The organism is Prauserella marina (assembly GCF_002240355.1).
Taxonomy (GTDB): domain Bacteria; phylum Actinomycetota; class Actinomycetes; order Mycobacteriales; family Pseudonocardiaceae; genus Prauserella_A; species Prauserella_A marina.
In genome coordinates, this window is the sequence record NZ_CP016353.1 from 2,465,352 (window position 1) to 2,483,013 (window position 17,662).

The 17,662-nt window shown below is 70.6% G+C and carries 21 protein-coding genes; 3 read left to right on the plus strand and 18 right to left on the minus strand.

From position 1 onward, the window contains the following. Nucleotides 1–25 precede the first annotated feature (25 nt). The 4 genes from BAY61_RS11405 to BAY61_RS11420 form a co-directional block, all read right to left on the minus strand. Nucleotides 26–1,576, minus strand: coding sequence for a serine/threonine-protein kinase (locus tag BAY61_RS11405; RefSeq protein WP_091798710.1), 1,551 nt, complete (start codon nucleotides 1,574–1,576; stop codon nucleotides 26–28). Nucleotides 1,577–1,721: 145 nt separating this feature from the next. Continuing rightward, nucleotides 1,722–2,417: a TVP38/TMEM64 family protein gene (locus tag BAY61_RS11410; RefSeq protein ID WP_091796907.1), complete on the minus strand. Its 696-nt coding sequence runs from the start codon at nucleotides 2,415–2,417 to the stop codon at nucleotides 1,722–1,724. A 13-nt stretch (nucleotides 2,418–2,430) separates the two neighbouring features. Further along, nucleotides 2,431–2,844, minus strand: a complete 414-nt coding sequence (locus tag BAY61_RS11415; RefSeq protein WP_091796908.1) for a pyridoxamine 5'-phosphate oxidase family protein — start codon at nucleotides 2,842–2,844, stop codon at nucleotides 2,431–2,433. A gap of 64 nt (nucleotides 2,845–2,908) precedes the next feature. Further along, nucleotides 2,909–4,252, minus strand: a complete 1,344-nt coding sequence (locus BAY61_RS11420) for an AMP-binding protein (RefSeq protein ID WP_091796910.1) — start codon at nucleotides 4,250–4,252, stop codon at nucleotides 2,909–2,911. A 107-nt stretch (nucleotides 4,253–4,359) separates the two neighbouring features. Between BAY61_RS11420 and BAY61_RS11425 the strand changes: the two genes are divergently transcribed. After that, complete coding sequence (locus BAY61_RS11425) at nucleotides 4,360–5,235, plus strand: endonuclease/exonuclease/phosphatase family protein (RefSeq protein ID WP_091798713.1); 876 nt, start codon at nucleotides 4,360–4,362, stop codon at nucleotides 5,233–5,235. 9 nt (nucleotides 5,236–5,244) lie between these two features. Here BAY61_RS11425 and BAY61_RS11430 read toward each other — a convergent pair whose 3' ends face one another. The 12 genes from BAY61_RS11430 to BAY61_RS11485 all read right to left on the minus strand — a co-directional run bounded on the left by BAY61_RS11430 (nucleotide 5,245) and on the right by BAY61_RS11485 (nucleotide 12,783). Then, a complete protein-coding gene (locus BAY61_RS11430; RefSeq protein ID WP_176879491.1) occupies nucleotides 5,245–6,786 on the minus strand; it encodes an alpha/beta hydrolase in 1,542 nt (513 codons plus the stop codon). A gap of 69 nt (nucleotides 6,787–6,855) precedes the next feature. Further along, on the minus strand, nucleotides 6,856–7,932 hold the full coding sequence (locus BAY61_RS11435; RefSeq protein WP_091796915.1) for an ATP-dependent DNA ligase: 1,077 nt from the start codon (nucleotides 7,930–7,932) through the stop codon (nucleotides 6,856–6,858). 4 nt (nucleotides 7,933–7,936) lie between these two features. Beyond that, nucleotides 7,937–8,539: an alkaline shock response membrane anchor protein AmaP gene (gene amaP, locus BAY61_RS11440; protein WP_091796917.1), complete on the minus strand. Its 603-nt coding sequence runs from the start codon at nucleotides 8,537–8,539 to the stop codon at nucleotides 7,937–7,939. Beyond that, nucleotides 8,536–9,072 carry a DUF6286 domain-containing protein gene (locus BAY61_RS11445; RefSeq protein ID WP_091798716.1) on the minus strand — a complete coding sequence of 179 codons (537 nt, stop codon included), beginning with the start codon at nucleotides 9,070–9,072 and terminating at the stop codon, nucleotides 8,536–8,538. Before BAY61_RS11445 ends, amaP begins: the two co-directional genes overlap by 4 nt. 49 nt (nucleotides 9,073–9,121) lie before the next feature. Beyond that, on the minus strand, nucleotides 9,122–9,499 hold the full coding sequence (locus BAY61_RS11450) for an Asp23/Gls24 family envelope stress response protein (protein ID WP_091796918.1): 378 nt from the start codon (nucleotides 9,497–9,499) through the stop codon (nucleotides 9,122–9,124). After that, the gene (locus tag BAY61_RS11455) at nucleotides 9,496–9,672 is read right to left on the minus strand and encodes a hypothetical protein (RefSeq protein WP_091796920.1); all 177 of its coding nucleotides are present in this window, start codon (nucleotides 9,670–9,672) and stop codon (nucleotides 9,496–9,498) included. The genes BAY61_RS11450 and BAY61_RS11455 overlap by 4 nt, the downstream gene beginning before the upstream one ends. Nucleotides 9,673–9,700: 28 nt before the next feature. Further along, nucleotides 9,701–9,928 carry a hypothetical protein gene (locus tag BAY61_RS11460; RefSeq protein ID WP_091796922.1) on the minus strand — a complete coding sequence of 76 codons (228 nt, stop codon included), beginning with the start codon at nucleotides 9,926–9,928 and terminating at the stop codon, nucleotides 9,701–9,703. Then, nucleotides 9,925–10,272, minus strand: coding sequence for a hypothetical protein (locus tag BAY61_RS11465; protein WP_091796924.1), 348 nt, complete (start codon nucleotides 10,270–10,272; stop codon nucleotides 9,925–9,927). The genes BAY61_RS11460 and BAY61_RS11465 overlap by 4 nt, the downstream gene beginning before the upstream one ends. A 10-nt stretch (nucleotides 10,273–10,282) precedes the next feature. Then, nucleotides 10,283–10,756, minus strand: a complete 474-nt coding sequence (locus BAY61_RS11470) for an Asp23/Gls24 family envelope stress response protein (protein WP_091796926.1) — start codon at nucleotides 10,754–10,756, stop codon at nucleotides 10,283–10,285. A gap of 178 nt (nucleotides 10,757–10,934) precedes the next feature. After that, nucleotides 10,935–11,381 carry an Asp23/Gls24 family envelope stress response protein gene (locus BAY61_RS11475; protein WP_091796927.1) on the minus strand — a complete coding sequence of 149 codons (447 nt, stop codon included), beginning with the start codon at nucleotides 11,379–11,381 and terminating at the stop codon, nucleotides 10,935–10,937. Then, entirely contained in the window at nucleotides 11,378–12,001 is a 624-nt protein-coding gene (locus BAY61_RS11480; protein WP_091796929.1) for an RNA polymerase sigma factor, read from the minus strand. The genes BAY61_RS11475 and BAY61_RS11480 overlap by 4 nt, the downstream gene beginning before the upstream one ends. After that, nucleotides 12,001–12,783, minus strand: a complete 783-nt coding sequence (locus BAY61_RS11485; protein ID WP_420848726.1) for a pyrimidine reductase family protein — start codon at nucleotides 12,781–12,783, stop codon at nucleotides 12,001–12,003. The genes BAY61_RS11480 and BAY61_RS11485 overlap by 1 nt, the downstream gene beginning before the upstream one ends. A 130-nt stretch (nucleotides 12,784–12,913) precedes the next feature. Between BAY61_RS11485 and zapE the strand changes: the two genes are divergently transcribed. Then, a complete protein-coding gene (gene zapE, locus BAY61_RS11490; RefSeq protein ID WP_091796933.1) occupies nucleotides 12,914–13,951 on the plus strand; it encodes a cell division protein ZapE in 1,038 nt (345 codons plus the stop codon). Here the strand turns inward: zapE and BAY61_RS11495 are convergent. Beyond that, complete coding sequence (locus tag BAY61_RS11495; RefSeq protein WP_245866003.1) at nucleotides 13,883–14,503, minus strand: phosphatase PAP2 family protein; 621 nt, start codon at nucleotides 14,501–14,503, stop codon at nucleotides 13,883–13,885. The two genes, zapE and BAY61_RS11495, sit on opposite strands and share 69 nt — an antisense overlap. A 57-nt stretch (nucleotides 14,504–14,560) precedes the next feature. Here BAY61_RS11495 and BAY61_RS11500 point away from each other — a divergent pair, with 57 nt between their 5' ends. Further along, the gene (locus BAY61_RS11500) at nucleotides 14,561–16,174 is read left to right on the plus strand and encodes an ABC-F family ATP-binding cassette domain-containing protein (RefSeq protein WP_211323442.1); all 1,614 of its coding nucleotides are present in this window, start codon (nucleotides 14,561–14,563) and stop codon (nucleotides 16,172–16,174) included. A 199-nt stretch (nucleotides 16,175–16,373) separates the two neighbouring features. On the opposite strand, the gene rocD is transcribed toward BAY61_RS11500, so the two are convergent. Next, nucleotides 16,374–17,600, minus strand: coding sequence for an ornithine--oxo-acid transaminase (gene rocD, locus BAY61_RS11505; RefSeq protein WP_091796935.1), 1,227 nt, complete (start codon nucleotides 17,598–17,600; stop codon nucleotides 16,374–16,376). Between the last annotated feature and the right edge of the window lie 62 nt (nucleotides 17,601–17,662).

Genomic DNA, 17,662 nt, shown 5'->3' on the forward strand with positions numbered 1-17,662 from the left:
GACCGCTGATCGCAGCGGCCCGGGGTCAGTTGTCCGGCCGGGTGTCGCTGTCGATCAGCAGTGTTCCGCCCGAGTTGACCACACGGAGGATCAGCTGCTGGTTTCCGTCGCCGATGTCGACGCTGAATCGCATGTCGACCGAACCGTCGGGATTGTTCTCGCGCTTGTACGCCTCGATACCGCCGAACGACGGCGAGGGGTGCTCGGACCAGTACTCGGTGAACTCGGACTGGTCGTTGTCGTATGCGGCACGAGCAGCGGGGGTGAGCAGGCCCCATGAGCCTGCCGGGTTGCTGTAGAACGCCTGCACGACCTGACCGGCCTCGCCCCAGCCGACGGTGGTTCCCGCGGTGTTGGCCGTCGACTCCTCGGTGGAGGGCGGCGGGTTGCTGGGACTGGGCGGCGGGGTGGACGACGAGGTCGATGTGGCGCCTTGGGCGTTGGGGTTCTCGTCGTTGCCGCCCGAATTCAACGCGACGACCAGGATGACCGCGGCGATGAGCGCCGCGACGCCGACCGCGCCGAACACGAGCGGCTTGCGTCTGGCTCCGTCCCGCGACGGCTCGGGGGGAGGGGGCTGCGGTGCCTGACCGCCGCCGCTCGGAGGCGGGGGAGGCGCGGGCGACTGGTTGCGCTGCCACGGCGGAGGCGGCGCGGGAGGACTGTTGGGTCCTTGATCGGCCGCGGCGGGCTTACGGCCGGAGACCGGAAGCAGTGGAGGGGACACCAGCGTCGAGGACAGCTTCTTGGCGGTGTCTTCGCCAGCTGTGCTCGTGCTGACCGCGAGCGCGGTGAGGCGCTGCTTCGCCTCCGACATGCTCGGCCGTTCTTCCGGGTCGGTGCGCAGCAGGCTCATCAGCAACGCCGTCGCCGGCCCTGACTGGGTCGGCGGTTGCACCTTGCCGTTGGCCGCCGCGTACAGCAACGCGAGCTGGTTGGTGCTGTCGCCGTAGGGCGGGACCCCCTCGATCGCTTGGTACAGCGTGGCGCCGAGCGCGAAGACGTCGGAACTGGGCGTGGGGTCGGCGCCACGAGCCAGGTCGGGCGAGAGGTAGGCGGGCGTCCCGCCGATCAGCCCGGTCTGGGTGAGGGTCAGGTCACCGGTGGCCCGCGAGATACCGAAATCCATGATCTTGCAGGTGCCGTTGTCGTCGATCAGGATGTTGCCCGGTTTGATGTCGCGGTGCACGATTCCGGCCCTGTGCGCGGCGACGAGCGCGGCAGCGACCTGCTCTCCGATGCGGGCGACCTCCGCGACCGGCAGTGTTCCGTGTTCGGCGAGTATCGCGGAGAGACTGCGCGAAGGCAGGTATTCCATGACAAGACATGGATCGCCTTCGTGCTCGGCGATATCGAACACGACGATAGCGTTGGGGTGCTGGAAACGGGCCGCGTTCTTCGCCTCGCGCATCGCGCGCTGGCGGACGTTGGCTCGTTCCGCCTCGGAGAGTCCCGGCTGGGGCAGGATCTGTTTGACGGCGACGGAACGTTCCAAACGCTCATCGATCGCCCGCCAGACGATGCCCATGGCACCACTGCCGACGTGCTCTACGAGGCGATAGTGGCCTGCGATCAACTGACCGGTGTCGATGGCGCCTGCTCCTCGGCTACTTCTCGCGATCGTGAATGGACTTCGCGCGATTCGTCCCACCCGCGCACTCGAACGAGTGTAGCGGTACTGACTCGGTGAGCCGCGTGAACCGCCGAGAGTGTACGGGTCCTTACCGCGCGGCGTACTCGGCCTCCGTCGGAGGTGGTGCCGTCGCGCGAACGACGCGCCACAACCCTATCGCGCCGAGCAGAGCGAACATTACGTAGCACGCCAATAGTGCGGGTGGCGTGGTTCCCGTCAGCGCGTCGCCGAGCACCACGATGGCGACCGTTCCGGGAACGCTGCCGAGGAAAGTCCCTGCCAGATAAGGACGAAGCCGCAACGAGGAGATGCCGCAGCAATAGCTCAACGGCGCGAAGGGAACAACGGGGATCAGCCGCAACGACGCGACGGCGATCACTCCGCCACCGGAAAGCCGTTCGTTGACCACCCTTACCGGTTTCCGGTGAAGATGCCGCGTCACCACGTCCTTGCCCAGCGCGCGGGCGAGCAGGAAACCAAGCAGTCCCGACAATATCGTCGCCGTGAGCGCGACGAGAATCCCCAGTACGTGGCCGAGTAGAAGACCCGAGGCGAGATTGAATACCGTCCGGGGGATGGGCAACACCGTCGCGACCACGTACGCGCCGAGAAACGCGAACGCCCCTGGCGTGCCCGCCTCGCCGGCCATCGCGCGCAGCTCGGAAGGTGAGGGCACCGGCAGGGTGAGCGCGGCGACCACGAATGCCGCGCCAACGGCGATTCCGATGATCAACTTGGTTTTGCCGGTCACCTCTCCACGGTAGAGCACCGCCGGGGTGTCCATTGCGGACTCCCCGTCAGCCGGGTTCGCCCGGTAACGCGTATCCGGCGACGAGTTCGGCGGAGATCCGCAGCACCGTACCCGGCTCGGGTCCCGCGCCGATGCCGAGCAGCTTGGTGAACCACGCCGCCGCGAGGTCGTCGCCGACGAGCTGCGCCTTTCCCGTGACGACGACGTTCCAGTCGAGTTCGCCCGCCGTCCCGATCGAATCGGCCTCGTAGGCCACGATCTGGCCAGCGGCGCCGTCGAGCCCGTCGTCGATGCGGCTGTATACGAGGATGTTCCCGTTGTCCAGCAGGTGGTTCACCGGCCGGATGGTGGGCAGCGCGTGCCTGCTGTAGGCGAGCCTGCCGTAGGCAACACTGCTCAGCAGGCGGAGTGCCGTCCGGTCGTCGACCTGCTCCATTCGCCGTCCCGCGGCGTCGTTCATGTGGAGCAGTATTCGGGGTGCGCGGGCTCACGCCATAGGGGACAAGGTCCCCAGGGGGCCCGATTCAGTCGCGATGTGGTGCCGGGATTTTGCCGAGCCGCCGCAGTTCACCGCTGCCGGAGAGGACGGCGAGGTCGCCGGTGGGGAACCAGTCGTGCTCGGCGAGCCTCGCCGAGGTCGCCTCCTCGTCGCCGAGGTAGCCCTCGACGACCGGGTAACCACGAATCTGTAGCTCGCCGCGCTCGCCGTGGACCAATGGCAGCCCCGAACCGGGATCGACGACGCGCGCCTCGATGCCTGGTGACACCAGCCTGCCGCCTTGCGACCACCGTCGCGGCGAGCCGGCCGGCTGGACGGCGCTCAACGCCAGTACCTCCGCCGAACCGTAGCCACCCGCGCAGACGGCTCCCAGTTTGTCCTCCGCCCAGCTCGCCGCGCGCCGTGCCTGTTCCTCGGTGTCGTCGGCGCCATCGGTGTCGTGAGGCTCGCTGGGCGGGCCGCTGAGGCCGAGCCAGCGCAGGTGGGGCAGGGGTCCCGGCCGCCGGTGCCAGGCACCGGTGAGCGCGGTGGCGAATCCGGTGTCCACGCCGAGGTGGGTCACGCCGAACCTGGTCAGGTCGTCCAGCACGGCCTCCGCCGTTGGCGAGGGTTCCAGCAGGCAGGTCGCCCCGCCGGAGAGCGCGGCCAGCCCCAGCACGAAGCCGAAGGCGCCGGTGAGCGGAAGCGTGCACGCCACGGTGTCGTCGGCGCCGATGCCGATCGCGTCCGCGACGGCGGCCGCGTGCCGAGTGATCGCCGATTCCCGGTGTGCCGCGAGGCGAGGACCGAAGGCGACCGCGAGCTCGTCGCCGCGGGTCACCGGCATCGGCATGCCCACCGTGGTGGTACTCGGCAGCCACGCGCCACCACCGACGTCGCTGTTGCCGGGGTCGACGGGCGGGATGTCGTGTGGTCCGGTGACGACGGCGACGGCGGGAACCTGTTCGGTGAGCGCGGTGCCGGAACCGAGCGAGTCCAGCGCGGCCCGCAGAGTGCGCACGGGGCTGGGGAGATCGCGCGCGACGGGCGCCGACGGCCCGTGTGCCAGCGCGATCACCTTGGGCTTCGCCCTCGCCAGTACCGAAGCGACCGTGTCAGGAGTGGCGGCCAGATCGAGGCCGACGGTGTGCGCGCCGAGCGAGGCCGTCGCGATATGCCAGTCCAGCACCGCCGACCAGTTGGGCAGCCACAACGCCACGGCGTCACCGCGGCCCACACCCGCCGTCGCCAGATCCGCGCGCAACTGCAACGCGCGCCGCCACAGCTCGGAGCGGCTCACGTGCACGGGTTGTGCGGGATCGGCATCGATCGCGACGGTGGCGTGTGGGTCGCTCTTGGTCAGTCCAGCGAGCAACGACAGAAGATTCACCGCCGGTCAGCGAAACATTTGCCCCCGTCCCCGTCAAGTGTTCAACAGCCGGTTTCGGGCACCGCGACCCGAGCGTGACCTCAGCGCCACCCGGTACCGTGATCGCGATGCGAGCCTCGCGCGCGGTCCCGGTGATCATCATCGTGCTGGTGGCGGCCCTCGCGGCGCCGTCGGCCGGTACGGCGGGACCCCCAGGCCCGCCCCGGTCGCTGCGCGTGCTCGGTTTCAACGTCCACGCGGGCACCGGAGCCGACGGAAGACTGGACCTCGAACGCGTCGCGAGGGTGATCGAGAACAGCGGGGCGGACGTTGCCGCGCTGCAAGAGGTCGACGTGCATTGGTCGGCCCGCAGCGACTACCGCGATCAGGCGGCCGAACTCGCCAGGCTCACCGGCATGAACGTGTTCTTCGCGCCCATCTACGACCTCGACCCCGAGCCGGGGCACTCCGCGCGGCGGCGGTTCGGAGTCGCGGTGCTGAGCAGGTATCCGATCGAGGCGGCGCGCAACCACCTCATCACGCGGCTGTCGACGATCGAGCCCGATCCCGTTCCCGCGCTGGCCCCAGGACTCGCCGAGGTGCTTGTCAGGGTGGGGACAAGACCGGTGCGCGTGTACACCACGCATCTCGACCACCGCGCCGACCCTGCCGTCCGGCGCGCGCAGGTCGCCGACACGCTCGACGTCATCGAAGACCGACAAGGCGGAAGAGAGGCCACGCTGCTGCTCGGCGACTTCAACGCCGAACCGGGCGCACCTGAACTCGGCCCGCTCTTCACGCGGTTGACCGACGTGTGGCCCGCCGTGCACCAGGGGGCGCCCTCGGGCTCCGGCGCGACCTACCCCGCGCACGCGCCGCGTGCGCGGATCGACTACGTGACGTTCGCTGGTGCGGGGCAAGTGCTGCGGGCCCGTTCGGCCGAGGTACCCGCCGTGCTCGCCTCGGACCACCGGCCGGTGAGCGCGGAGTTCGCGCTCACCTGATCAAGCACGTCAGGCCGGGCAGAGCGTGCCGTCCTTGGGCACGGTGCCCTCGATGAGGAAGGCCCGCACGGCGTCGCCGACACACGCCGAGCCGAGAGCGCCGTGACCGGCTCCCTGCCACGCGATGCGGACACCGCTGGGAATCTGCTCGGCGGCCCTGATCGTGCCCTCCTCCGGGGTGACCGGGTCGGTCGCGGTGCTCACGATGACCATCGGCGGGGTGCCCGGCGCGCCGATGTCGGGCGGCGGTTCCCTCTTGCTCGGCCATGGGCTGCACCAGGCGAGTTCCTGTGCCAGCAGCGCGCCGAACACCGGATGCTTGCCGCCGAGGTCGTCGGCCACCCGGTGCAGCTGGTCGGCGGGAAGTCTCGTCGTGGTGTCGTTGCAGAGGGTCGCCAGCGCGCCGTCGAGCCGCGCCGCGGTCTCTCTCGTCTCGACGAGCAGCGGGTTGACGAACGCCGCGAGCGCGGTGCCGTCGCCGCTTCGGGCCGAGTCGATCGCGTCGCTGAGCTCGGGCCACCGGTCCGGCTGTGAGAGCCCCGCGTGCACGGCCCTGAGCACCAGAGCGGGCCCGAGTGACGCGCTGTCGGTGGCGCGCAGTGGTGCCGACCGGCTCGTTTCGACCAGCGAGGTGACCGCGCCCCTCGCGTCGGAGCCGAGCGAGCAGCCCCGGTTCGCGCAGTCCTCGCCGAACGCGTCGAGGGTCGCCTCCGCGCCGCCCGCGATGCCGTCCAGCAGCGTGGCCATGTCCTCCGTGGGATCGGGAACGCCGTCGAGCACGAACCTGCCGGCCCTGTCGGGGAACCTGGCGCCGTAGACGGCGACGACCTTCGATCCCTCACCGTGCCCGATCGCGTTGAGGTGACCGACTTCGAGTTGCTGACGCAACTCGTCGAGATCGCCGGCCGCCCGCCAGGTGTCGAGCGCCTCCTGCTCGTCCTCAAGGTTGATGGCGCACTGCTGGCCCGCGGTGCGGGCCGCGTCGAGCACCGGCTCGATGTCCGCTTCGGGGTCGTGGCCGAGCAGGTCGGCCCGCACGTCGGCCGGGATGCAGCGGGCGGCGTCGGATTCCCCTGTTCCCCTGCGGTCCATGCCGATGAGGCTGAACTTCTCCAGTACCTCGGGCGGCAGCGAGGCGGCGAGTCTCGCCGCGTACAGCGTGCCCGGTTCGCCGTCGACGTCGTTGACGACGGCGAGCGGAACGGGACCGGAGCCCACCTTGAGCAGCGCGACCCTCGTCAGGCCCCTGCGGGGAAGGTCGGGCGCGTCGAGTGTCGTGGTGATGCGCGCACAGGAGACATCGACGGTGTCGGCGGCGGTGCCGGGAAGCCGGCTCAGCGTCTGCTGGGGACAGTCGGACCAGTCGATATTCGAACCGCGCGACTCCTCCAAGTCGGGGAGGGGAACCTCGCTCGGCGGCGCCGATTGCCGCTGCGGTGGGGGACCGTCGTTTTCCACGACGGGAGGTCTGGTCGACGGACCCGCGGTGCATCCTGCGAGGACCACCGGCACGAGCACGGCGAGCATCAGCCTGCGGGCACGGCGCGGCACTGGTTCTTGTCCTCACTTCCTGCGGTGACGCTTCGTGCGTACTGTCGCATGCGCAGGGTGTGGGTGGCGTTAGCGGGTGCGTTTGACCTCGCCGTGGAAGACGGCGTCCAGGTCGTATCTCGCCGGCTGGTCGAGCTGGGCGTAGTCGCACGAGCCGGGGGTGCGGTCGGGCCGCCAGCGCACGAACCTCGCGGTGTGCCGCAGTCGCGAGGGATGCCCGCCCTCGGTGTTCTCGTACCCCACCTCGACGACCCGTTCGGGACGAAGCGGTATCCACGGTTGCTCGTTCGGCCGCCACCGGTTCACCCCGCCAGGAAGCCGCTGCCCCTCGACGACGGCCTCGCCGAGCCACGGATGGGGGCCGTCGGTGCGCAGCGGCGCTAGTTCGGCGGCCAGTTCCCTTCGCCGCGTCGCGGGAAACGCGCCGACGACGCCGACGTGGTGCAGCACGCCGTCCTCGTCGTGAAGGCCGAGTAGCAGCGAGCCCACCGCCTCGCCCGGTTCGGTGTCGGCGTGCCAGCGCAGTCCCGCGACGACGCAGTCGGCGGTGCGCGAGTGCTTGTACTTGGTCATCGCGCGTTTGCCCGGCTGGTAGGGCTCTTCGAGCGGTTTGCCGACGACGCCGTCGAGTCCGGCGCCCTCGAACAACGCGAACCAGTGCCGGGCCGTCTCCGGGTCCGTCGTGGCCGGAGTCCTGCGCAACCCGCTCTCGGCCAGCCCGGTCAGGGCGTCCCTGCGCGTGCTCGTCGGCTCGTCGAGCAACGACCGTTCGCCGATGGCGAGTACGTCGAAGGCGACGAAGCGGGCCGGCGTGGCTTCCGACAACAACGCGATCCGGCTGGCCGCGGGATGGATCCGTTCGGTCAGCGCGTCGAAATCGAGCCGCCCCTCGACGCCGACCACCAGTTCGCCGTCGAGCACCACCTGAGGGGGCAGCGTCCGCGCGAGTTCGGCGACGACCTCGGGGAAGTAGCGGTTCAACGGCTTCAGCGAGCGCGACTGGAGAGTCAGCTCGTCGCCGTCGCGGAAGACGATGCAGCGGAAGCCGTCCCACTTCGGTTCGAACAACAGGCTCGCCGAGTCGGGGATGCGGGAGGCCGCACGGGCGAGCATCGGCTTGAGTGGTCGCGGAACCGGCAGCGGCATGGCGTCACCGTACGCGAGTTGACTTGCCCAAGCCGAGTTCGAGCCGGATCGCGGTCGGCAGCACGGTCACCCCCAGCGCGGTCCTCGCCCTGCCGAGGACGTCGTCGTCGATGCGGGCCCACACCTGACGCGGGTCGCTGCCTTCGCGAAGCCACACGTGCAGCCGCAGCGCGGGATGTCGCCTGCTGCCGACGGCGCGGACCTTCGCCTTCGTCACGCCGTCGATGGCCTCGGCGTCGGCCCTGACGGCCTCGGTGATCGCCGAGGACGACACGACGAGCCGGTGTCCTTGAACGCGGTCGAGTTCGATGTCGGGGTGGCGTTCGGGCCGCAGTGACCGCGCGCACCACCACAGGCCGAGCACCAGCATCGCCACGCCCGCGACGATCACGACGATCCGCACCAGCGTCGGTTGCTGCTGCCTCAGCCAGTCCACGGCCATCGGATCGAGCACGGGGCGCCGCGCGCGGTAGGTGCCGAACCAGCCGAGCCCGACCACCAGCACGGCGGCTCCGAGCAGCAGGGCGAGCAGTCCCGTCGTGAACGTGACGGTGCGCTCGGTGCGGTAGGAACGGCCGAGTGCCTTGGCCGAGAAGGATTTCGTCATCGGCGGTCCCTCGGCGAATCGACGACGACCGAGACTTTCGGTTGCCTGGCAAGGGGAAGGTCGTCCAGTAGCGCCGATACCGACCCGGCCAGCTTCGGTCGCAGCCCCTGTTCGGTCTCCATCCGGCTCACCGCGCGCACCCTGACCTTGCGAGCCGTAGCCGTCACCGAAGCCGACACCACGTCGTCCTGTTTCCGCACGTGCGCTCCGACGACCCGCGCCAGCGATCGCGGTGAGGTCGTCACGGTGACCTCGGTCGCCGGATCGGTGAACCCGACGTCACGGCGGCGTGCCGTCGCCGCGGCCAGCAACAGCAGCAGCCCCGCGACACCGACGACGGCCGCGGTGACGCGCACTCCAGCCGAATCCCAGGCGATCCCCGCGAGCGCGTCCCTCCATTGTGGCCATGGAACCACGAGCGGCGCCTCGGCTGGGCGCCACCACCGCCAGGCGACCTCCAATGCCAGCAAGGCGCCCGCCGCCGCGATGGCGAGGCCAAGCACTGTCGAAAGGAGACGGACGAGAATTCGCACGGTCACTCCCGGATTCGCTCCGGCCGTCGTGGCCGGTCCTTGCGGTTCGTCACTGCACGCGTGCGCCGCTTTCCCCTCGCAGCGCCGAAACCGTGATGTCGAGGCCGCGCACGTGATAGGAGGTCATGCGCTCGACGTCGGCGGTCACCCTGGCGCGCACGTCGTCGACGACCGTGCGCACCGGTGCGGGATAACGCAAAGCCACGTCGACGGCGAGCACGACGTCACCACCGCTGCCCGACACCGTGACGCTCGCGCCGTGCCTGCCGAAGCCGAGCCCGGCGATCCTGCGTTCCACCTCGGCCGTGCCGTTGACGTCGTCGGCGGCCCGCTCGGCGATCGCGCGGACGACCGACCGCGCGATCGACAGCGTCCCGCGCTCGTCGGCCGGTACCGGTTCCGCCGAACGCTGAGCGGGAACACTCACCTGTCCCTGCCCCTTCCGAAGACATCGGAGAGATCGAGCCTTCCGTCGACGACCCTGCCGGCGATCAGCCCGATGACGCCGACCGCGAGCGTGATGAGGAAGGCGACGAAGCTCTGGGTCGCGGCGAGACCGAGCACGAGTCCCGCGAGCAGCCCGGTTTGGGTTCCGTTCATCGTGGTAGCTCCTTCGAGGTCCTGCGGATCAGTGAACTCGTGGCCCGCGCCTGCTCTTGCGCCGAGTGAAGCGGGCAAGTACGGAGGGGCGCTCGGTGAAGGTCACCGGCGCGTCGAACCGGTCGTCCTCCCGGGAGGAGCGCGACCGGAACCGGGCGAGACCTTCGGCGAACTCGTGTGGGTCACCACCGGCATCCGGATGGTTTTCCCTGACATAGGCCAGAAACTCGGCTCTGTCATCCTCGCGCACCGTCACGCCCCTTCCCTTCGAGTGTCCACTGTGCTGGATTCGCCCGGCTCGACGTCGGTGATCTCCACGTTCACCGGGACCTTGCCCGCGACCGCGCGCACGCGCTCGCGCAACTCGGCCACCACGCCGGGAAGCGGGTCGCCGAGCGTGAGCACGACACCGATGTCGACCGGCTCGCCATCGCCGGTCACCCGCACACCGGTCACCTTGCGGCCGGGCAGGTGCGTGGCCAGTGCGCCGTACCTGCCGCCCGCGAGGCGCACCACGCGGGGGTGGCCGGTGACGGCTGCGGCAATGGCATCGGCGGTACCGGCGAGCGGTGGCGGCGCCTGCGCGGTGGGTTCGCTCATCGCGGCCTGCTCACTCGACGCGGGAGGTGTTCTCCTCGCCGTCGTCCTCCTCGGGGACGTGGATGTCGTTGACGGCGATGTTCACCTCGATCACGTCGAGTCCGGTGATCTGCTCCACAGTGGAGATCACGTTCCTGCGTACCGCCTTGGCCACGTCCACGATGCGCGCGCCGTACTCGACGACGAGGTCGAGATCGACGGCTGCCTGCTTTTCCCCGACCTCGACCGAAACACCCGACGTGGTGACGGTTCCCGATCCGGGGATGCGTTCCCTGATGGCCCCGAACGCCCGGGACACCCCGCCGCCCAGCGCGTACACACCGGACACTTCGCCGGCCGCGATGCCGGACACCTTCTGCACGACCGACGAGGCGATGGTCGTCTTGCCCGCGTTGCCCTCCGCGTTGAGCGTCGTCGAGGTGGTTGAGGAACCCGACCGCGGTTCGGGTGCCGTCTCCGGCTTGGTCGCGGTGTTGTCTGCCATGGCGGTGCTCCTTCCGCAAAGTGGACGAGGGACACGAACCCCCTGCCTGCTAATACGATGTGGGTTCTCCGCCGGGCCCGCTCGGGACTCCCTCTAACGGGTTAGCTCAGGTCTGACGAACCCGTAGCCTGCCGCGCGTGGCCAGCGTGTCCCCTGCAGAGGTTCATCAGACCCCGGCCTAGCTCTCTGGGAGATCGGTCCGCAGATCGGTGATGTGCACCGACACCGGGGGCGCCGCGGTGCCGAACTGGGCCGCGAGCGCGGCGGACACGTCCGTGCGCAGTCGCCGCGCCGCCTCAGCCGCCGGGGTTCCGTAGTGGACGGTCACCAGCAGGTCGACCCCGTCTCCGGCCATCGCGGCCGCGGAGACGCCGACCCCGCCGATCGTGGCCGCCGTGTCGCGGGCCGCGCGAAGGGCCAGCGTGACGACGGCGCGCTCACCGACGTGGAGCGTGCCGCCGTCCTGGCGCAGCAGCACCGGATCGGCGAGCCCTTGCCCCTTTCGCCCGCGCACGGAGAACAACACGCGGTCGACGAGCCCTCGCGGAGTGGCGACAGGGGCGAGCGCGGCCGCCCGCACCCACTCCCACCGGGGGTCCTCCAGCGGCTCTCGGCCGGCGGTCACGGCCGGGTCCCCAATTTCGCGAGCAGGGCCACCCTCGCCCTGTGCAGCCGCGCTCGCAGAGCCGGCACGCTGACGGCGAGCACCTGAGCGACCTCCTCGTAACTCAGCGCCTCCAGTTCCTTGAGCACCAGCGGTACCCGCTGGGACAACTCCAGCTGCCCGATGGCATGCAGGACGGCGCCGACCTGCTCGGCGCGCACGACCTTGCCCTCGGGGTTGGCGTGCGGATCGCTCAGCGCTCCCATTCCGAACAGCGTGCCGCCTCCTTCGTCACCACCGGCGCCGTGCCCGATCGCCGCGTCGAGCGACACCGTTGGCGCCCGCCTGCGCAACGAGGCGAGCGCGGTGTTGGTGACGACCCGGTACAGCCAGGTCGACACCGCGGCCTCGCCCCGGAAGCCCGGCATCGCCCGCCACGCCGACAGCCACGCCTCCTGCACGACGTCCTCCGCCTCGGCCGCGCTGCCGGTCAGCCGCAGCGCGACCCGGTACATCCGGGGAGTGTGCTTGCGGACCAGCCGGTCGAAGGCCGCGGCCTCACCGCGAGCGGCCCTGGCGAGCACGGCGATGTCCGGGTCGCGTCCCTCGCCGGTGTTTCCGGGGGCGCGGGTGTCGTTCATCAGCCCGGGTCGTCCGGATCGTGCCCAGCCCTGCGGTAGCGCAGCATCGTGAACCCGTCCTCGTGCAGCAGTGACTCCAGCCGCATCGCGCGCGGTTCCGGTGCCGCCAATCCCGCGACGATCCGGTCGGCTCCCGCTCCGGCCAGCAGCGGCGCCAGCGTCAGGCACAGCTGGTCGACGCGATCCTGGGCGACGAGCGTGGCGAACAGATGCGGCCCTCCCTCGCAGTTGATCCTGCGCAGGCCGCGTTCGTCCAGCAGCGCCAGCGCCGCTTCGAGGTCGACGGCGTGCTCACCGGCGACGAGCACCTCGGCGCCGGCGTCAGTGAGCGCCGCTCTGCGTTCCACGGGGGCATTCTCCGTGGTGATCACGATCGGGGGCACGAGCGTGTCGGTGAACAGCGGGCCGTCCGGCCGGATCGTGCAGCGGCCGGTCACGACCGCGATGGGTGGCACTTCGGCCAGGCCGCGGGCCAGCCGTCGTTCGGCGCGCGCGGCGTTCGACCTGACGCCCCGGTAGTTCTCGGCCTTGACGGTGCCCGCGCCGACGAGTACCACGTCGGCCAGTTCCCTGCCCAGCGCGAAGATCCGTTTGTCAGCGGGATGCGACAGTCCCTCCGAGCGGTCGGACACCGTCACCGCGCCGTCGGCCGACGACACGAAATTGGCCTGCACCCATGGCCCGCTCAGCTGATCGGGGTAGGCGTAGAGCTGTTCGAGGTCGGTGTCGGAGAGCGGGCCGGAAGGCTCGCCGTCCTGGACTGGGGGCCACAAACGTTGCACGGTTGCCATCCCAGCACGGGCCACCGGTGCGGTCCATCCGGGATGGTGCGGACCCGGCGAGTTTGACCGGCGCCACATGACTGCCACATGACCCGGCCCCGCCGGAATGACGGAAGCTAACCTGACCGGCATGCCCACCGAGACGCTGACCGGCCGCCGGCCCCACATCGACGCCGACGAGCTGGTCACGACGCTGGTGCCGCCGCCGCGCTTCGACAGCGTCCGGTTCTCCACCTACGTGCCCAACCCGGCCGAACCCAGCCAGGCCGCCGCCGTCACCGCGTGCGAGGGCTTCGCCGAACGGGTTACGGCGGGAACGAAGAGCGGCAGGCGCGGGCTCTTCGGCCGCAAGGCCGCTCCGCGACCCGAGTCGCCAGGCGTGTACCTCGACGGCGGGTTCGGCGTCGGCAAGACACACCTGCTCGCCTCGTTGTGGCACGCGGTGCCTGGTCCCAAGTCCTATGGCACCTTCGTGGAACTCACCCACGTCGTGGGCGCGCTGGGTTTCGCGGAGGCCGTCAGGCGACTGTCAGGGCACAAGCTGCTCGCCATCGACGAGTTCGAACTCGACGATCCCGGCGACACGATGCTCGTCACGCGGCTGCTGAGGGAGCTGACCGACGCCGGAGTGTTCGTCGCCGCGACGTCCAACACGCTGCCCGACAAGCTCGGCGAAGGCCGGTTCGCGGCAGAGGACTTCCTGCGCGAGATCCAGTCGCTGTCGGCGCGGTTCGGCATCGTGCGCGTCGACGGGCCCGACTACCGGCACCGTGGGCTTCCCGAACCGCCCCGGCCGCTCACGGAGGAGGATCTGCGGGCCTCGGCGCTGGCGAGGGCCGGGTCGACGCTCGACGATTTCGACGCCCTGTGCGAGCACCTCGCGACCCTGCATCCCTCCGGTTACGGCAGGCTCGTCGACGGGGTTTCCGCCGTGCACCTCAGCGGTGTGCGGCCCGCCGGGGACCAGTCGATCGCGCTGCGCCTCGTCGCTTTCGCCGACCGCCTCTACGACAGGGCGATCCCCGTGCTGGTGTCCGGCGACTCGCTCGGTTCGCTGTTCACCGGCGACATGCTCGCCGGCGGGTACCGCAAGAAGTACCTACGCGCGGTCAGCAGGCTCACCGCGCTGGCCAGAGACGCCGCCGCCTCGCCTTCCGTGCCGGGCTAACAGACCCGCTGTCGAGGTCCCGACGGCCACGGCCCACAGCGCGCCGCCGAGCACGTCGGTGGCGTAGTGGTAACCCAGCCCGGCCATGCCGAGGCCGGCGGCCGTCACGAGCAGCACACCGGCGGCGGCCACCCAGGCTTTCGTCCGGCGACGGGGAGCCAGCAGCGCCAGCACCACGACGACGGTGGCGAGGCTCACCGTGTGCCCGCTCGGATACGCGAGATGGTCGGCGTAGTAGCGCCCGAACAGCGGTTTGAGGACCAGGCTGTTGAGCGCGACGGCGATCGAGGGCGCGGCGACGATCAGTGTGACGCCGGTCCAGTCACGCCGGGTACCGAGAAACAACGCCACGATCGCGATCACGGCGAGGATCACGGGCGGTTCGGTCGGCAGCACCAACGCGGACGACAGCGGCCGGGGCAGTAACTCCGCCCAGCTGGCGACGGCTGCGTCCGGTCCCGTCGCGGCCCGCTCACCGGCGAAGGGCAGGCCGAGCGCGAGCATGGCGAGCGCACCGGCCGCCGCCACCACGAACGCGCGAACACCGGCCACCCGCTCATCCTGCCCCCGCGCGGAATTCGGTCGCGGACGGCGGGGGTATGCACCACGATGCCGGTCGTGGGCTTTGTGGAAGTGAGCGCGGTCGGCTACCGGCTCGACAGTGGCAGGACGTTGTTCGACGACGTGTCGTTTCGCGTGCGCTCGGGTGACGTCGTCGCGCTCGTCGGCGACAACGGCGCTGGAAAGTCCACGTTGCTGCGGATCCTCGCCGGTGAGCTCGCGCCTCGTGGTGGGTCGACCGTCGTGCAAGGAGGGCTCGCGGTCATGCCGCAGTTCGTCGGCTCGGTCAGGGACGAGCGCACGGTGCGTGACCTGCTGCTGGCCGTCGCGCCCTCACGGCTGCGCCAGGCCGCGAAGGCGCTCGACGCCGTCGAACTCGAACTCATGGACCGCGACGACGAGGCCACCCAGCTCCGCTACGCCGACGCGCTCACCGCGTGGGGTGAGGCGGGCGGCTACCAGGCCGAGGTGCTGTGGGACACGGTGACCGTCGCGGCGCTCGGACTTTCGTTCGATCGCGCCAGGTTCCGCGACGTCGGGACGCTGTCGGGCGGGGAGCAGAAACGGCTGGTCCTCGAAGCGCTGCTCCGCGGGCCGGAACAGGTGCTGCTGCTCGACGAACCCGACAACTACCTCGACGTGCCGGGCAAACGCTGGCTTGAGCAGCGGCTTGCCGAGTCGGGAAAGGCCGTGCTGCTGGTCAGCCACGACCGGGAGTTGCTGGCAACGGCCGCGACCCACATCGTCACCGTCGAGGGCGGGACGGCGTGGGTGCACGGCGGCGGTTTCCGCGACTGGCACGCGGCGAGGCTGGCGAGGGCCGACCGGATGGCGGAGCTGCGCAGACGATGGGACGACAAGCACGAGCAGCTCAAGGAGCTGGTCAGGTCGTTGCAGCGGGCCGCGACGATGAGTGACGTCATGGCCAGCCGGTACCGGGCCGCGCAGACCCGGTTGCGCAAGTTCACCGAGGCGGGCGCGCCGCCGCTGCCGCCGAAGGAGCAGCGCGTGACGCCCCGGCTGCGCGGCGGCCGGACCGGCGTCAGGGCGATCACCTGCGAACGGCTCGAACTGACCGGGCTGATGGCACCGTTCGACCTTGAGATCTTCTTCGCTGACCGGGTGTGTGTCCTCGGTGCCAACGGTTCCGGCAAGAGTCACTTCCTGCGGCTGCTCGCCGGCGAAGAAGTCGGGCACACCGGCGAGTGCAGGCTCGGCGCGAGGGTCGTTCCCGGGCTTTTCGCGCAAACGCACCAGCATCCCGAGTGGGAGGGCAGAACGCTGCTGGACATCCTGCACCGCGGTGAGGGCTCGCGGTCCGGAATGGACAGAGGAACGGCGACGGCCGCGTTGAGCAGGTATGGTCTCGCGGCCTCTGCCGAGCAGCGGTTCGAGACGTTGTCCGGTGGGCAGCAGGCCCGGTTCCAGGTGCTGTTGCTCGAACTGTCCGGTGCCACGCTGCTGTTGCTCGACGAGCCGACCGACAACCTCGACCTGGTGTCGGCCGAGGCGTTGCAGGGTGCGCTGGCGGAGTTCACCGGCACGGTGGTCGCGGTGACGCACGATCGCTGGTTCGCCGAGTCGTTCGACCGGTACGTGTTGTTCGCCGAGGACGGTGAGGTGAGCGAGGTGGGTGGCCTGGCCGCGGCGGTAGCGGGCTGAGCCGCCGTGCGCGCGGCGGAGCCCCGCGCGCGAGTCCCGCGTTGCCGCCGCCGAGTTCCGCGTTCAGTGCGGATCTCGCGCGCCTGGGTGCGGATGTCGCTGTCCTGGGTGCGGATCTCGGCGGCCTGAGCGGGGGACTCGCGCCTCGTGGGCGGGCCCGCCGGGTCCGGGCCGGGTCCGGCTGCGGCGGGGCCCGGGTTCAGGCGACCGCCACGACCTCGGCTAGCGCGTCGATACCCTGGTCGAGGTCCCGCTCGCTGATCATCAGCGGTGGCGCGAGCCGCAGGGTGCTGCCATGGGTTTCCTTGCACAGCACGCCACGGGTCATCAGCGCCTCACACGCCTGGCGCCCGCTCAGCCCGCCCTCGGCGATGTCGACGCCTGCCCACAAGCCGCGGCCACGGACCGCCGACAGCCCCGAGCCGACGAGTTCGCCGAGCCTGGAGTGCAGGTGCGCGCCGAGTGCCGTCGATCGCTGCTGGAACTCGCCCGTGGAGAGCAGCCCGACGACGGCCCTTCCGACGGCGCAGGCCAGCGGGTTGCCGCCGAAGGTCGAACCATGCTCACCGGGGCGCAGCACCCCGAGCACCTTGGCCTTCCCGACGACGGCCGACACCGGGAGAATGCCGCCGCCCAGCGCCTTGCCCAGCGTGTAGAGGTCGGCGGTCACTCGCTCGTGATCCAGCGCGAACACGGTGCCGGTGCGGGCCAGACCGGACTGGATCTCGTCGGCGATCAGCAGGGCACCGGCCTCGTCGCACAACCCGCGGGCCTTGGTGAGGTAGCCGTCGGGCGGCACCACGACCCCGGCCTCTCCCTGGATCGGTTCGAGCAGCACCGCCACCGTGCGCTCGGTGATCGCTTCGGCCAGCGCCGCCGCGTCGCCGTAGGGCACGACCACGAAACCCGGCGTGAACGGGCCGAAGCCGGCGCGGGCGGTCTCGTCGGTGGAGAAGGAGACGATCGTCGTGGTCCTGCCGTGGAAGTTTCCGGAGGCGACGACGATCTCGCCTTCCGTGATGCCCTTGACCTGGCAGGCCCATTTGCGGGCGACCTTGATGGCCGATTCGACGGCTTCGGCGCCCGTGTTCATGGGCAGCACCATGTCCGTGCCGGTCAGCTCGGCCAGTTCCGAGCAGAACAACCCGAGCTGGTCGTGGTGGAACGCGCGGGAGGTGAGCGTGACCCTGCCGAGCTGTTCGACGGCGGCGGCAAGCAGATCGGGGTGCCGGTGGCCGAAATTGAGCGCCGAGTAGCCGGCGAGGAAGTCGAGGTAGGCGTTGCCGTCGACGTCGGTGACCCACGCGCCCTCTGCCTGGGCGATCACCACCGGTAGCGGGTGGTAGTTGTGCGTGCTCCAGCGCTCGTCGAGTGCGATGAAGTCGGCGGGGCCGGTGCGGGCCGGGCCGTCGGCGAGGGTCGTCATATGTTCAGCGTAGAGCCAAGCCAACGCGCAGATCAGCCGGATTCGGTGCCTTTCCGTCGTCG

What these genes read in the sequence shown, in the direction of transcription:
- BAY61_RS11410 (WP_091796907.1), bottom strand. Translation starts at nt 2,417, where the DNA reads ATGGACACCCCGGCGGTGCTCTACCGTGGAGAGGTGACCGGCAAAACC.
- BAY61_RS11415 (WP_091796908.1), bottom strand. Translation starts at nt 2,844, where the DNA reads ATGAACGACGCCGCGGGACGGCGAATGGAGCAGGTCGACGACCGGACG.
- BAY61_RS11425 (WP_091798713.1), top strand. Translation starts at nt 4,360, where the DNA reads ATGCGAGCCTCGCGCGCGGTCCCGGTGATCATCATCGTGCTGGTGGCG.
- BAY61_RS11435 (WP_091796915.1), bottom strand. Translation starts at nt 7,932, where the DNA reads ATGCCGCTGCCGGTTCCGCGACCACTCAAGCCGATGCTCGCCCGTGCG.
- amaP (WP_091796917.1), bottom strand. Translation starts at nt 8,539, where the DNA reads ATGACGAAATCCTTCTCGGCCAAGGCACTCGGCCGTTCCTACCGCACC.
- BAY61_RS11455 (WP_091796920.1), bottom strand. Translation starts at nt 9,672, where the DNA reads ATGAACGGAACCCAAACCGGGCTGCTCGCGGGACTCGTGCTCGGTCTC.
- BAY61_RS11465 (WP_091796924.1), bottom strand. Translation starts at nt 10,272, where the DNA reads ATGAGCGAACCCACCGCGCAGGCGCCGCCACCGCTCGCCGGTACCGCC.
- BAY61_RS11470 (WP_091796926.1), bottom strand. Translation starts at nt 10,756, where the DNA reads ATGGCAGACAACACCGCGACCAAGCCGGAGACGGCACCCGAACCGCGG.
- BAY61_RS11480 (WP_091796929.1), bottom strand. Translation starts at nt 12,001, where the DNA reads ATGAACGACACCCGCGCCCCCGGAAACACCGGCGAGGGACGCGACCCG.
- zapE (WP_091796933.1), top strand. Translation starts at nt 12,914, where the DNA reads ATGCCCACCGAGACGCTGACCGGCCGCCGGCCCCACATCGACGCCGAC.
- BAY61_RS11500 (WP_211323442.1), top strand. Translation starts at nt 14,561, where the DNA reads ATGCCGGTCGTGGGCTTTGTGGAAGTGAGCGCGGTCGGCTACCGGCTC.
- rocD (WP_091796935.1), bottom strand. Translation starts at nt 17,600, where the DNA reads ATGACGACCCTCGCCGACGGCCCGGCCCGCACCGGCCCCGCCGACTTC.